The 13941-nt window shown below is 60.5% G+C and carries 16 protein-coding genes and 1 pseudogene; 6 read left to right on the forward strand and 11 right to left on the reverse strand.

The genetic code is table 11. The features are described 5' to 3' along the window. Positions 1-159: 159 nt before the first annotated feature. On the forward strand, positions 160-1950 hold the full coding sequence (locus tag BA011_RS09565) for a chloride channel protein (RefSeq protein ID WP_065280270.1): 1791 nt from the start codon (positions 160-162) through the stop codon (positions 1948-1950). Between the two features lie 28 nt (positions 1951-1978). Here the strand turns inward: BA011_RS09565 and BA011_RS09570 are convergent, their stop codons facing one another. The 3 genes from BA011_RS09570 to BA011_RS09580 form a co-directional block, all read right to left on the reverse strand. Continuing rightward, entirely contained in the window at positions 1979-3238 is a 1260-nt protein-coding gene (locus BA011_RS09570; RefSeq protein ID WP_065280271.1) for an adenylate/guanylate cyclase domain-containing protein, read from the reverse strand. Between the two features lie 168 nt (positions 3239-3406). Further along, positions 3407-4177 (reverse strand): SDR family oxidoreductase, encoded by a 771-nt coding sequence (locus BA011_RS09575; protein WP_065280272.1) that lies wholly within the window; start codon positions 4175-4177, stop codon positions 3407-3409. A 105-nt stretch (positions 4178-4282) separates the two neighbouring features. Next, positions 4283-5737: a cobyric acid synthase gene (locus BA011_RS09580; protein ID WP_065282475.1), complete on the reverse strand. Its 1455-nt coding sequence runs from the start codon at positions 5735-5737 to the stop codon at positions 4283-4285. Positions 5738-6374: 637 nt separating this feature from the next. Between BA011_RS09580 and BA011_RS09585 the strand changes: the two genes are divergently transcribed. Beyond that, positions 6375-7376: a glycine betaine ABC transporter substrate-binding protein gene (locus BA011_RS09585; RefSeq protein ID WP_186806528.1), complete on the forward strand. Its 1002-nt coding sequence runs from the start codon at positions 6375-6377 to the stop codon at positions 7374-7376. A gap of 20 nt (positions 7377-7396) precedes the next feature. Continuing rightward, on the forward strand, positions 7397-7759 hold the full coding sequence (locus BA011_RS09590) for a hypothetical protein (protein WP_186806529.1): 363 nt from the start codon (positions 7397-7399) through the stop codon (positions 7757-7759). A 78-nt stretch (positions 7760-7837) separates the two neighbouring features. Here BA011_RS09590 and BA011_RS09595 read toward each other — a convergent pair whose 3' ends face one another. Both BA011_RS09595 and BA011_RS09600 read right to left on the reverse strand, forming a co-directional pair. Then, positions 7838-7993, reverse strand: coding sequence for an entericidin (locus BA011_RS09595; protein WP_065280273.1), 156 nt, complete (start codon positions 7991-7993; stop codon positions 7838-7840). Between the two features lie 186 nt (positions 7994-8179). Continuing rightward, positions 8180-9121, reverse strand: a complete 942-nt coding sequence (locus BA011_RS09600) for a LysR family transcriptional regulator (protein WP_017960848.1) — start codon at positions 9119-9121, stop codon at positions 8180-8182. Positions 9122-9194: 73 nt separating this feature from the next. On the opposite strand from BA011_RS09600, the gene BA011_RS45010 reads away from it, so the two are divergent. Then, on the forward strand, positions 9195-9383 hold the full coding sequence (locus BA011_RS45010) for a hypothetical protein (RefSeq protein WP_151343415.1): 189 nt from the start codon (positions 9195-9197) through the stop codon (positions 9381-9383). A 110-nt stretch (positions 9384-9493) separates the two neighbouring features. Here the strand turns inward: BA011_RS45010 and BA011_RS09605 are convergent, their stop codons facing one another. After that, entirely contained in the window at positions 9494-10102 is a 609-nt protein-coding gene (locus BA011_RS09605; protein WP_065282478.1) for a LysE/ArgO family amino acid transporter, read from the reverse strand. Positions 10103-10202: 100 nt separating this feature from the next. On the opposite strand from BA011_RS09605, the gene BA011_RS09610 reads away from it, so the two are divergent. Next, complete coding sequence (locus BA011_RS09610) at positions 10203-11096, forward strand: LysR family transcriptional regulator ArgP (protein ID WP_065280274.1); 894 nt, start codon at positions 10203-10205, stop codon at positions 11094-11096. A gap of 47 nt (positions 11097-11143) precedes the next feature. Here the strand turns inward: BA011_RS09610 and BA011_RS09615 are convergent. Continuing rightward, positions 11144-11503 (reverse strand): annotated as a pseudogene (locus BA011_RS09615) (hypothetical protein). A 108-nt stretch (positions 11504-11611) separates the two neighbouring features. Next, positions 11612-12094: a transcription elongation factor GreA gene (gene greA / locus BA011_RS09620; RefSeq protein ID WP_065280275.1), complete on the reverse strand. Its 483-nt coding sequence runs from the start codon at positions 12092-12094 to the stop codon at positions 11612-11614. Positions 12095-12339: 245 nt separating this feature from the next. On the opposite strand from greA, the gene BA011_RS09625 reads away from it, so the two are divergent. Beyond that, on the forward strand, positions 12340-13059 hold the full coding sequence (locus BA011_RS09625; protein ID WP_065280276.1) for an MgtC/SapB family protein: 720 nt from the start codon (positions 12340-12342) through the stop codon (positions 13057-13059). Between the two features lie 25 nt (positions 13060-13084). Here the strand turns inward: BA011_RS09625 and BA011_RS09630 are convergent, their stop codons facing one another. The 3 genes from BA011_RS09630 to BA011_RS09640 all read right to left on the reverse strand — a co-directional run bounded on the left by BA011_RS09630 (position 13085) and on the right by BA011_RS09640 (position 13869). After that, positions 13085-13270, reverse strand: a complete 186-nt coding sequence (locus BA011_RS09630) for a DUF3008 family protein (RefSeq protein ID WP_003564288.1) — start codon at positions 13268-13270, stop codon at positions 13085-13087. Between the two features lie 39 nt (positions 13271-13309). Then, positions 13310-13519, reverse strand: coding sequence for a DUF2945 domain-containing protein (locus tag BA011_RS09635; RefSeq protein ID WP_065280277.1), 210 nt, complete (start codon positions 13517-13519; stop codon positions 13310-13312). Positions 13520-13635: 116 nt separating this feature from the next. Continuing rightward, a complete protein-coding gene (locus tag BA011_RS09640; RefSeq protein WP_017960856.1) occupies positions 13636-13869 on the reverse strand; it encodes a DUF2171 domain-containing protein in 234 nt (77 codons plus the stop codon). Between the last annotated feature and the right edge of the window lie 72 nt (positions 13870-13941).

Consider the following 13941-nt stretch of genomic DNA (forward strand, 5'->3'; position numbering starts at 1 on the left):
AAAACACGACTTACCCCACCTAAAATATCGTCATTTATCAGAGACTTACGTCATCAAAATTTATTCCAACCGCCGGTTTTTCGCCGCAATTGCATCGCAAGCGGACTGTACGACCATCTCCGCCCTTGACCGGGCCTCTCCCCGCCTAGTTGTCTAGCCATGCTTATGAAATTGGATCGGCGCCGTTTCCGCGCGCTGCGTGTTTTCTTCGATCCGGGACGCCTGCGGGCGCTGACCCGGCGCAGCGAGGTCGGCCTGTCGCTGGCGGGCGCCGTCGTCGGCATCATCTCGGGCCTCGCCGTCACCGGCATGAGCTATGTCTCCAATGAGTTGCATCAGCTGGTCTTCGGCATCGCCGACAGCGAACGGTTGAGCTCGTCCGAGATCGAGAGCAAGCTGCTGCTGCTCACCGCCCCCGTCATCGGCGGCGCCCTGCTCGGCCTGCTGCTTTTCGTGCTGGCGAAACGGCGCAAGAAACCGATGGTCGACCCGATCGAGGCCAATGCGTTGCATGGCGGCCGCCTGTCCCTGACCGACAGCATTATCGTTGCCGTCCAAAACCTGATCTCCAACGGTTTCGGCGCCTCCGTCGGCCTGGAGGCTGGGTATACCCAGCTTGCCGCCGGCCTCGCCTCAAAATTCGGCCTGAAGCTGCAGCTTCGCCGCTCGGACCTGCGCACCCTCGTTGGCTGCGGCGCGGCGGGCGCCATCGCCGCCGCCTTCAACGCGCCGTTGACCGGGGCCTTCTATGCTTTCGAGCTGATCATCGGCACCTATACGATCGTCTCGCTGACGCCTGTCGTCGTCTCCGCCCTTGTCTCCACCTTGGTCGCAAGGCTGCTCGCCGGCAGCGATTTCACCATCGATATCGGCAGCTTCGGCTCGGTCGTGCCGGCCGATTATGTCCCGGCGCTGCTGCTCGGTGCGTTCTGCGCCGGCGTCGGCATCCTGATCATGCAGGGCGTCGCCTTTGTCGAGGAACTGGCGCGCAAGAGCTCGATCGCCCCACCCTTCCGCCCGGCACTCGGCGGCATCATCGTCGGCCTCTTGGCGATGATCTCGCCGCAGGTGCTCTCGGCCGGCCACGGCGCGCTGCATCTCAACCTTTCCCATGAGGTGGCGATCCCAACGCTGATCGGCCTCTTCCTTTTGAAATCCTTCGCCTCGGCGATCTCGATCGGCTCCGGCTTCAGGGGCGGGCTGTTCTTCGCCTCGCTGTTCATGGGCGCCCTGCTCGGCAAACTCTTCGCCTATTGCGGCCCCTATTTCGCCGATGCGACGCTGACGCCCGTCATCTATGCCGTTGTCGGCATGAGTTCGCTTGCCGTCGCCGTCATCGGCGGGCCGCTGACCATGACGTTCCTGGCGCTCGAAATCACCGGCGATTTCCCGATCACGGCGCTGGTCCTCGCCGCCGTCATCACCTCCTCGCTCGTCGTGAGTTCGACCTTCGGCTACTCCTTCGCCACATGGCGCTTTCATCTTCGCGGCGAAAGCATCCGCAGCGCCCATGATGTCGGCTGGATCCGCAATCTGACGGTCGACAAGCTGATGCGCGCCGACGTCAAGACGGCAAGGGCGGGCATTTCTCTGGAGGAATTCAAGCAGGCCTTCCCGATCGGCTCGACCCAGCGCGTCATTCTCGTCAAGGAGAGCGACAAATATGCGGGCCTCGTGCTGGTGCCGGAGATCTACGCCAATCCGACCGATGCGCAGGACGAGGGCAAGACGCTTGCCGATTTCATCCACTACCGCATTGATTTCCTGCAGCCGCAGATGAATGCCAGGCAGGCGGCGGCGATCTTCGACAAGAGCGAAAGCGAAGCACTTGCCGTCGTCAACAACCTGATCGAACGCAAGGTGATCGGCCAGCTGAGTGAAAGCTATACGCTGCGCCGCTACAGCGAAGAACTCGACCGCCGCCGCCGTGAAGTGTCAGGCGAGATCTAAGCACCGTCGCGCCGATCGGATCGACGCTTCAGGATACGGCGTCGGCGAGTTTGAACACCTCTGCCCGTTTCGAAACGCCACGCAATTCAAACGAACCCAGGTACTCGCAGGCCACGGCGCAAGTGGCCGCGAAGCTCTCCGACATCAGCAGGTCCTGCTCAAGCGTGCCGCAGAGCTTTTCAAGCCGCGAGGCCTCGTTGACGGCGCTGCCGATGACCGTGAAATCAAGCCTGCCGCGCGCCCCGATATTTCCATAGAAGACCTCGCCGAGATGCAGCACGACATCGACGCCGATGTCAGGACCTCCACCGTTCCTCCGCTGACCGTTCAGCACCTTGTTGGCTTCCAGAATATTCCTTGCAGAAGCCAGTGCAGCCATGCACGCCTTTTGCTGGTCTTCGGCATCGGTCGGAAAGATCGCCAGCACGCTGTCGCCCATGAACTTGAGGATCTCGCCGGAATTCTCCTCGACATGCCGGCCGATCAGCTCGAAATGCTCGTCCAGAAACCCGGCGATTTCGCCTGGCTGATAGACTTCGGTCAACGCCGTGAAATTCCTGAGATCCGCAAGCAGGATCGCAGCATTGATCGAGCCACCCTTTCCTCTCTGGATCTCGCCTGCAAGGATGCGTGCGCTTGTTTTGGCACCCGTGTAGACGGCGAGGATATCCGCAGCGGTTTTCGATGCCGCGATGCGGTAGCAAGCCAGCCCCAGCGCCGGGAAGAGCTTCGCGACGATCGCCAATTGGTCGTCAGAAAATCCGCCCGGCCTGTCGCTTGTGAGAGACAGACTGACCCCGCGCAGCGCAGCCTCCTTTGGGAATTCCAGCAGGCTGACCAGGTGATCCGTGCCGCCGCCATGCGCGAATTCCGCAAGCTGCGGATAGTCATCGACACCCTCACCCTTGGCGATGTTCCATCGACCTGACGTTTCGCCACGGCCCAAAAGAAAATAGATCGGCGTCTTCTCGAAATTCAGGACTGCCGCACTGCCATATTCGGCATTCTCGATCGTGGTTGCACCGCCGCGCAAGAAATTGGCCGAGACGCCGCCATACATGGGATGAATAGACGGCATCGCAATACTTCCCCGCCAGATCGGAAAGCCATCCGCGATCAGCCGATCGCACAATCCGGCTATCAGCTCGCCAATATGCTCAGCTGTGATTCCATGTTCTATAAGCCACTGAATATTATTGTTAATTTCCGAACCTCCAAATGACCGACGCAGTTTATGGTCGGAAATCGGGCAAATGGACGGCGATGACCAACCGGGGCGTTGCCACATCAACCAATAGTCGAGTCAGGCAGATATTTCTAGCCATGGACTCCGGCTACGACGACCACAAGCCAGGCTGAGCAAGTGATACCTGCCGTTACCGTCATTCACCTCCGACGAGAAGCAGTGGAGAGTGCCGCAGAAATGAAAGACGATGCCGCAGCGTCTGCGGATATCTCACATCCGGACCGTCATGCCGCCGTCCACTGTCAGTACGTGGCCGTTGACGAAGGAAGCGGCGTCGCTTGCAAGAAACAGCGCGGCGCCGGCGATCTCGTCCGGGCGTCCCCAGCGCTGGACCGGGATTCGTTGGCGCACGAACGGCATCAAATCCTCGTTCGAGGCCATCGCAGCGTTCGTCTCGGTGGCAAACCAGCCGGGCGCAATCGCATTGCTGGTGATGCCGTGCGGGCCGAATTCGACCGCCATGCCGCGCATCAGTCCGGTCAGTCCCTGCTTGGCTGCCGGATAGACGCAGTCGCCAGGCATGACGACATGGCCGCTGATCGAGGTTACAGCGATCAGGCGGCCGTGGTTGCGTCGCTTCATCAGCACGGCAGCGTCACGCGAAAGCGTCATCGCCGCCGCCAGGTCGGTGCGCAGCAGCTCGATGATCGCATCATCGTCGAATTCGGCCAGCGGCCGCCTGTCGCGGGCGCCGACATTGTTGATCAGAATATCGAGACGGCCATGGATCTTGTCGATATCGGCCATCGCAGCACGTTGAGCCTCGCGGTCGGCGATGTCGAATGCAGCCGCCTCCGCCGTGCCGCCCGCGGCGCGTATGATCCTGACGGCATCTTCCAGCGTTGCCGCCGTGCGTCCGTTGACGATGACATGCGCGCCGGCCTCGGCAAGGGCGCGCGCAATCTCGAAGCCCAGACCACGGCCGCCGCCGGTCACGAGCGCCACCTGACCTGCCAGTGAAAATCTATCCAATATGCTCACAGTTTTCGTCGCTCTCAACCAGGCCCGCCGTCGCGACAATTAATGGACTCAGTCAACTAATTTGGCAATAGCCGAACGACGGCCGATGATGCTACGAGGTGCGGCCTAACCGAGCAGCCCGGCCAGCCAGCGCGGATCGAGATGACGTTCCAATTCTCCGGCGATCTCGTCGAGCGCCTGCTCGACGCTCTCGCGGTAATTCCGCTGCTCGCCTGATAGGCCGAAGCTTTGAAGCAGTCGAGCGCGGTAAGTGTCACTGCCGAAGAGGCCGTGCAGATAGGTGCCCATGATCCGGCCGTCGGCCGACAACGCACCGTCGGGCGCGCCGTCGATGATCGCCGAAGGCCGATCGCAATCCGGGCCGCGGGTGATGCCGAGATGGATCTGGTAGCCGGCAAGCGGCGCGTCATATTCGGTCGAGCGAGCCTTGCTGTTGCGCACGGTCTTTTCCGGCGCCATCTCGGTCTCGATATCGAGCAGCCCAAGCCCCGGTGTCTCCAGCGTCCCGCCCTCGATGCCGAGCGGATCGTGCACCATGCGGCCGAGCATCTGGTAACCGCCGCAGATGCCGATCACCCGGCCGCCGCGCCTGACATGCGCCTGGAGATCGCGGTCCCAGCCCTCAGCCCTGAAGTCGTCGAGATCCGATATTGTCGATTTCGAGCCGGGAAGTACGACGAGGCCCGCATCGGCAGGGATCCGCTCGCCTGATCGCACGAAGACCAGCTCGACATCCGGCTCGGTCCGCAGCGGGTCGAGATCGTCGAAATTGGCGATGCGCGGCAGCACAGGCACGGCGATTTTCAGCGCGCCCGCCCCGCCCCTCGCCAGCCGTTCGAGCACGACCGAATCTTCGGCCGGCAGGCGCGCAGCACCCGGCAGCCACGGCACGATGCCGAAACACGACCAGCCGGTAAAGCCTTCGATGGCGCGGATGCCGTCGTCAAACAGCGAGACGTCGCCGCGGAACTTGTTGATGATATAGCCCGCAATCGTCGCCCGGTCGCCCTCGTCGAGGATTGCATGCGTGCCGACCAGCGAGGCAATGACCCCGCCGCGGTCGATATCGCCGACGAGCACGACCGGCACGCCGGCACGCGTCGCAAAGCCCATATTGGCGATATCGCCGGCCCTGAGATTGATCTCGGCCGGCGATCCGGCGCCCTCGACAATAACGAGGTCGGCCCCCGCAGCCACTTTTTCGAAACTTTCGAGCACGGCGCCGAGAAGCTGCGGCCTCAGCCGCTGGTAGTCTCGCCCCTTCGCCTGCCCGAACACCTTGCCCTGCACGATGATCTGGCTGCCATTTTCCGATTGCGGCTTAAGCAGCACCGGGTTCATGTGCACCGAGGATGGCGTGCGCGCAGCCAGCGACTGCAGCCACTGCGCCCGGCCGATCTCGCCGCCGTCATCGGCGACCGCCGCATTGTTCGACATGTTCTGCGGCTTGAATGGTCGGACCGTCAGGCCACGATTGGCCGCCAGCCGGCAGAGGCCCGCAACCAGCACCGTCTTGCCGACATCGGAGCCGGTTCCCTGCAGCATGATCGCTCTTGCCATGGTGGCCCGCATTCGCCTCTCGTTCAGGCGAGGCCTACAATGGGCGGCAATCCCAGGTCAAGACTTGGCCCGGGGCAAGACTTGGTTTGGGGCAGGTTTCCAAAACGCGAAAACCGCGCATGGCCTTGGCTCTGCGCGGTTTGCCGAAAAACTCAGGCGTCTTCGCCCTTACACGGCGAAGCTCGCTTTCTCCGGTACGCACTACCTGAACCGGAGAAGCGGCGGTCATTGCTGCCACGACCCAACTGATAACGGCACATTCTTACCGGAGAGTTATTGAAGGCTTACGCAAATGTTAATTTTGATCTTTTTTGACATTCTGGCCAAAATTTCTGCCGAAGATCCGCAGCCTGTCGCCGAGAGTGTGCTTTTCGCCCGAGAGCGCCAATTTCGGAATGCTGACATAAATTCTTCGAATTCAATAATTTAGTCACGCAACCATGAGCAGAAGATGGTTGATTTCTGCGAGCGAACGCGTAGGCTCCGTCATAACACGCCATTGTTGAACACGGCTTGCCCATGAACCGGAAAGCCTGTTGCGCTATCGCCCCGGCAGGCATTTTCCATTCGGGTGCCGGAGAGATTTGTCGGTGAATTTCAGAGCCTGCTGCACGTCCGCCTAAGAAGAATTCGGGGAATGACGATGAAGACGTTTCTGATTCCGGCCGTCTTTGCCGCGGCTCTTTCTACCGTCACGCCGGCCGAAGCCGCCGAATGCGGCAGCGTTTCGATCGCCGAAATGAAATGGGCCTCGGCAGGCATTGCGGCGAGTTTCGACAAGATCATCCTGGAAAAGGGCTACGGCTGCTCGGTCACCATCGTCGATGGCGACACCCTGCCGACCTTCGCCTCGATGAATGAGAAAGGCATCCCGGACATCGCCTCGGAATACTGGATCAATTCCGTCAGGTCCCTGCTCGATCAGGCTGTCAATACCGGCCGGCTGGTACAGGGGGCCGAAATCCTGGCCGACGGCGCCGTCGAGGGTTGGTGGATTCCGAAATTTATCGCCGACGCCCACCCCGATATCCGCTCGGTCGAGGACGCGCTGAAACATCCCGAACTCTTCCCCGCCGAGGACGACCCGTCGAAAGGCGCAGTTTACAACTGCCCTGCCGACTGGAGCTGTCAGATATCGACCACCAACCTGTTCAAGGCGCTTGCCGCCGACAAGAAGGGCTTCGAGCTCGTCGAGACCAGCAGTCCCGAACGGCTCGACGCCTCGATTGCCCGCGCCTTCGACAACAAGATCGGATGGCTCGGTTATTACTGGGCGCCGACCGCCATCCTCGGCAAATACGACATGACGCGCCTGAGCTTCGGCGTCGGCCACAACAAGAATGAATGGGACCGCTGCACCGCGGTTGCCGGCTGTGCCCGACCTCAGCTCAATTCCTACCCGGTCTCGCGCGCCTTCACACTGATGACCAGGTCCTTCGCCAGCCGCGCCGAACCTGTCACGGCCTATCTCAAGACCCGCAAATGGGACAATGCGACGATCAACCAGGTGCTCGCCTGGCAGGACGAAAACCGCGAAAGCAACGAGGATGCCGCGATCTATTTCCTTCGCAATTACGAGAGTCTGTGGACGAAATGGGTCCCGGTCGATGTAGCCGAGAAGGTCAAGGCGAGCTTATAACGGCCAAAACACGATCAAGCATGGACGATTCGATGACAGGCAATGTTCCCTTTCCCGACCGCGATACCGTTGCGGAAAAGCTCGCCGCCCTGTCGGAGACCGACAAGTCCTACCTGGCGCTGCTCATGGAAAACGCCGCCCAGGACGACAACCTGCTCGACGGCCTGCGGCGCCATCTCGATCTCGCCGCCGGATCGCGTTTCCTAAACTCGCTGAAGCTCGAAAATCTGGGAGTCTGGCTCGGAAGCCATGCGCCGGACCGGTTGCAGATTCGGCTGACGGAAACCGCCCGCTCCAGCCAGCACCCCGCCTACCAGGCCTTCCGGACCGGTCTCGACCGATCCGGCGGGCTGGAAAAGGTTTATCCCCCGGTCATCCGTTAGGATGATCCGGACCCCGCCAATAGTTGCGCGCCGGGTCAGCACCTGATCCGGCGATTCTAGCAGCGATCTGAACGGTCGCTACTTCTTCGCGGCGCGGTCGACTGAGCGGCCGGCGTCCTGCGTGGCGTTCACGGTGTTTGCCGTATCTTTTCCTATGCCGCGGATCGTGTTGCCGCAGGAAGAAAGGGCAAGAAGAACTATCAAGGCTGCGGCAATTTTGGCCGTTGTCGTCATCTCGGATATCCTTGTTTGAAATCAACCCCGAACGGCGACAATTGCCGTCCGCGCCGATAACGCACGACAAACCAAAAGGTTCACTGGTTGGAAGGATACAAGCTAGCGCAAAGGACGCCCTATCACACCTCAATCGGCGCGTAATCCTTTCCCAAAAATTGAATCAGGTTTTCGGGGACTATGCGGCTAGGCGGCGACCGCCTTCGCTCTCTCGGCAAAGGCGCCTCGAATGCTGTCGGCCACAGTCTCGATCGGCCCCGATACCTGCGAGGCGGTCAGCAAGCGAATATCGAAGGCGCCGAGCTCCGGCAGTCCTTCCTGAGGCCCGAGGATCGCCATGTCCTCGTTGACATAGGACAGCGGCAGCGGCGCAATGGCGAGATCGGACAGCACGGCGGCGCGCTGCGCCATCGTGTGGCCGCTGAGATAGGCGACGCGATAGTGCCGCTTGTTGCGTTCGAGCTGCGAGAGCGCCTCCTGGCGCCAGATGCAGCCGTCTTCCCAGATCGAGATCGGCAGCGGATCGCGGCGATGCGCCGAACCGCACTTGGCGCCGGCCCAGACCAGCCGCTCGCGGAACACCACCTCACCGCCCGTCGGGAACGGCCGTGTCGCACAGTTGATCAAGGCCAGGTCGAGCCGCTGCTCCTCCATGCGTTTCTTCAGCCCGATGCTCATGTCGATCGTCACGTCGACCATGATGCCGGGATAGCTCTCGGCGAAACTCTTCAAGATGCTCGGCAGCAGCCGTTCGCCGATATCCTCCGGCGCGCCGAGCCGCACGACGCCGCTGAGCTCCGGCATGATGAAGCGCGACACCGCCTCGTTGGATAGCGCCAGGATGTTGCGGGCATAGGACAGCAACATCTCGCCGTGGCGCGTCAGCGATACCGAGCGGGCGTCGCGCAGAAAGAGCGTCGCCCCCAGTTGTTCTTCAAGCTTCTTGATCTGCATCGATACCGCCGACGGCGTGCGGAAGACAGCCTCTGCGGCGGTCGAAAAATTGCCTGTTTCGGCGATCGCCACGAAGGTACGCAGCACTTCGTTGTCAAGCAGCGGAATGGGACGGCGAAAGGGAATGCTCATCGTCGCATCTTTCAATTTTTCTGATTTATAACCCCATATCATTTTGTTTGATTGAATGTCAATTGACACCCATATTTCGAGCGTCGGCAGCTAAATGCAGCAAAGGAGGCCCGACATGTCTCAAACAAGCATCTGGAATATCGTACAGGCCTTTTCCGCATTCAAGTCGCAGAGGCGCAGGGATGCGAACCATGAGCATGCGCTCCGGGAACTAAGGCGTTTTCCGCCACATCTGCTGGCAGATTGTCAGCGCGAGATGGAGTTGACCGTCCCGGAGCGCCGCGCATGCGATGGGACGCGGTAGAGACGCTTCATCGCTTTGAATCCGCTCAGGATCTGGACAGATCGATGGCGGTCCACTTGCAACGTCCGCTTGACCTGCGCCGCAGCGGCCGACCGACAGCCGAACGGCGGTCACAACCCGCCCAGCAGCTTGAACGCTATGATCCACATCGTGAAAGCGACGAGCGTTTCCAGCATGCGCCAGGATGAGGGTTTCGAGAAGATCGGCCGCAACCGCTTCGCGCCATATCCGAGCGAAAAGAAGAACAGGAAGGACCCCGTCACCGCCCCTGCCGCAAAAGAAGCCTGCTCTCCCGGATATCGTGTCGATATCGTGCCGAGCAGCACCACGGTGTCGAGATAAACATGCGGATTGAGCCAGGTGAGTGCGAGGCAAGTTGCCAGCGCCTGCCGAAAGCTCGATGGCTTGGCTTCCGCGGCCGTGAGAGCGGCGGACGACCGCAAGGCGGAATAGAGGCTTCTTGCCCCGTACCAGACCAGAAACATAGCTCCCCCGTAGCGCATGACGGGATCGAGCCAGGGCATGAACCTGGCGATTTGATGGAGGCTGGTCACGCCAAGCACGATCAGCGCGGCATCTGATACCGCGCATGCGAGGCAGACGGCGAAGTTATGTTCGTTGCGCAAGCCCTGACGGAGAATGAAGGCGTTCTGCGCGCCGATGGCGACGATCAGGCTGAGGCCCATCATCAGGCCGGTTCCATAGATCGAAAAATTCATCTCTTCGGCCAACGCCCCTCATTTCGGTGAGGTTGCGCTATCGCTATTTCGAGAATTAGGCTAATTAATCCAGCTTACCCAGATTAAGTGAAACTAATCCATGCTCGACTATCCCGCTCTTCGCGCCGTCGCAACTATTGTCCAGACAGGCAGCTTCGAAAGAGCTGCGACCGCCTTGAACGTGACCCCTTCGGCCATTTCGCAGCGCGTGAAGCAGCTCGAGGAGCGTCTCGGCGTCGTCCTCATCGTCAGAGGCACGCCGTGCACGGCGACCGAAAAGGGAGAATGGCTCTGCCGCCATATGGAGAATGTCGGCATGCTCGAAGCAGAACTCTTCGGGCAACTGCCCGCCCTCGTCGATCCCGACGAACCACGCCAAAGGGTCACGCTTCAAATCGCGACGAACGCCGACAGCCTCGGAACATGGTTCGTCGAGGCCATGTCGAATTTTGCCAAAAGCTCTTCCTATCTGCTGAACGTCGCCGTCGACGACCAGGACCATACCGCCGAATGGCTGCAGCGCGGACGGGTGATCGCCGCCGTCACCAGCCTGGAAAAACCGGTCCGCGGATGCCGGCGTTTTGCCCTCGGCGTTCTGCGCTACCATGCAACGGCAACCCCCGACTTCGTCACAAGCCATTTTCCGCAGGGCGTGACATCAGAGGCGATCCGCGACGCTCCGGCGCTGACCTTCAATCAAAAGGACAGGCTGCAGAGCAGTTGGATCAGGCGAACATTCGGACGCGATCTCGATTATCCCACCCACTGGCTGCCGTCGCCGCAGAGCTTCGTCGAGGCGAGCCTTTCAGGCATGGGATGGGGAATGAACCCGACCCAGCTGACCCGCGAGCACCTCGCATCCGGACGGCTGATCGAGCTGGTGCCCGACACGCCACTCGATGTCCCGCTCTACTGGCAGATAAATCGCCTCGCCGCCGACCGCCTGGCGGATCTGACACGCGAAGTCGTCACCGTGGCCAAGCGCCGGCTTTGATGCATCACTCAAAATGCAGCATCATCCCGGTGAACGGGTCGCTTTTATCAGATGTGAGCCGTGCGGCTGCCGAACTCGCTGGTCTCGTCAAAATTCGTCGTGCCGATACGCTCGCTTTCGCCGGAAAGTTCTTTCGGAGCGCCACCGGCAGGCTTCGATGCAGCAGCCGCCTGAGTTTGGCTGCTCTCGCTCGCTTCGATCTTGGCAATCTTCGCTTCCAGCGTCGCGATGGATTTTTCGATCGTAGCCTTCTCTTGCTCGTCCTGCGTTTCCGACAGGGCTGCCTGCTTTTCGGCAAGCTGCGCCTCAAAGAGAGGCAAGCTGATCCGACGAACTGGAAGACGAGGTTGAAGCGGCTGAACTCAAAATGGTGGATGCGAAACTGAAATTGCGCTGACCATGAGCATGACTTTCGATATGGAATGTCATCGTTCTAGCCACGGATGGTAAAGGTTCGATAAATAAAGTACCGGATAGTACCAAAATAATGAGCGGACTACGCGAATAGAGCACTCCTATGCGATGGCGATGATCTCCAGTTCCTGGCCCCCTGTCTCCACCATATCCCCAACAGCCTTGCCCATCAGGAGCCGCGCCACCGGGGAGACATAGGAAATGGACCCGGCCTTCGGATCGGCCTCGTCCTCTCCGACAATGCGATAGGTCTGCACACGGCCATCATCACTACGGAAAGTCACCGTGCTGCCGAAGGCGACGGTATCGATTGACGTGGGGGCAGGCATGAGCTGCGCGGTGCGAAGTCTTGCGGCTAAGTAGCGAAGATCACGCAAGGGATTGGCCGTCTGCCGCCGCCGTTCGTTCACGTCTTCGATGGGGCTCGCAGCATCATAGGCCTCGCGAGCCTGCCGGAACTGTAATTCCAGAGCCTTCAATCCCGCTTCCGTGATCAGGTTCGGATGCGGCGAAATCGGACGATCGGGCAGCAGGGTTTCCGAAGCGGTTTCGAAACTCTCTTCCTTAGTGAAGGCAACGGCCAATTGAAACTCCGTTTTAGACGCCATGCGCTCTTATGGTTGGTGGTGGGGAATAGTCCCCCGTTCGGAAGCATACACCGACCGCCGATAAACCGCCAATATTGCCGTCTGGGCAAACCTCCATGACCCCGAGGCAAAGGGAACGTCCTGGCCGGCATTGCGTTTATCTCATCCGGAGGCACTGTAGCGCAGGAGGAACGAATGCCCCGCCAGCAGCGAAGGAGCGGCAACACCGTCAGGATCAGACGATGCCTTCACTCCTGACCGACGCGATGCCGCTGACACCGAGCTGGTGGGACATCGCTTCACGGATCGTACTGACGGTGGTCGCCGGCGGCCTCATCGGTCTCGACCGCGAGCGCGGCGGTCATGCCGCAGGCTTCAGGACCACGATCCTGGTGGCGCTTGCCGCTTGCCTGGCAATGATCCAAGCCAATCTCCTTCTATCGACCTACGGAAAAACGTTCAACTTTTTCACGCAAATGGACGTGCTGCGCTTTCCCCTCGGCGTGCTCACGGGCGTCGGCTTCATCGGCGGCGGAGTGATCCTGAGGCGCGGCGACACGATGACGGGCGTCACGACGGCCGCGACCATGTGGTTCATGACCGTCGTCGGCCTCTGCTTCGGCGGCGGCCAGATCGTGACGGGGACGGTGGCTACCCTGGTGGCCTTCATCGTGTTGTCGCCGATGAAGCAACTGGACACGTGGCTACGGTCCGAACGCAAGGCAACGCTCGTTATCTACTGTCCGAACTCCGGTATTCCCGATCTGTCGGATGTGCTTAGCCCTCTCGAATGCAGCACGCTGTTCGGATCGCTGAAACGGACCGAGGACGGCCGCATCGGGGCGGCCTTCGAATTGCGCTGGCTCACGAAAGATCCAGACGCATCCGCCCGCGCAATCCTGGCCGCCGTCTCCGAGTCGCACGACGTCGCGGAATTTTCCATACAATCGACGACGACCTGAGCCGGGGGCGCCATGATTTCGCCGTCTATTTCGAGGCGTGTTCCGGTTTGCCCTTTCTCTTGGTCGAGGCAAACTCTTCGAGCTGCTTTTCGCTCATGGACTCGACCATCTGCTTCGAAGCGCCCTTGAGCTCCTTCTTCGGCGTCTCGCCGCGCTTTGCCGAGAGCGCGGCACCCGCAGCCTTTTGCTGGGCTTTCGACTTGGCTGGCATATTCGATCTCCTTGTACCTGAATAAAGTGCCCGCGGTCGTCAGAGCTTCCTGAGTTCGTCGGGCTTGTGCGCGGCTCGCTTTCCCGATTTTTCGCTTTCGACGATATACTGCGGCTCTGCCACCGTGGCCTTCACTGTGTGACCCTTGATCTTCGTCTGGCTGGTCTGCTTCCTAATCACGCTGCCCTTGGTCTTTCCCTGGCTGGTATTCCAGCTGACCTCATCGCCCCTCTTCAATTGCTTCGACATGGCGGGTTCCTTTAAAAGCATGATGCCGAAAAGCGTGAACGTTTTTGGGACGACGTCATGCCCTAATCATCCTGTTCGAAGGAGGCTGCGGCCCGCACGCCGCAGCCGACAGGCTGTCAGTTGATGGTAGCCCATTGGCTTCGGACATCTCTGGCGTTCTTCGACAGATGGACGTGGGCATCCACGTGATCGACCCAATCGAGCGGGATCAAGTGGTGCTTTCCATCCCCCGAGTCGGTCTTCGTCAGTTTGATGCGGGTGGTGCCGTCGAGGTGATCGACCGTCCCGACATGGGTGCCGTCGGCAGCCCGAACTTCCATATGTTCACGAATCTGATCTGCGGAAATCATCGTTTCCTCCTTTGCATCATTGCCAGATACGAAGCGGCAACGAGGTGGAGCGGACTTGGTTCCAGACATCCG

The sequence above is a fragment of the Rhizobium leguminosarum genome, assembly GCF_001679785.1.
GTDB lineage: Bacteria > Pseudomonadota > Alphaproteobacteria > Rhizobiales > Rhizobiaceae > Rhizobium > Rhizobium leguminosarum_R.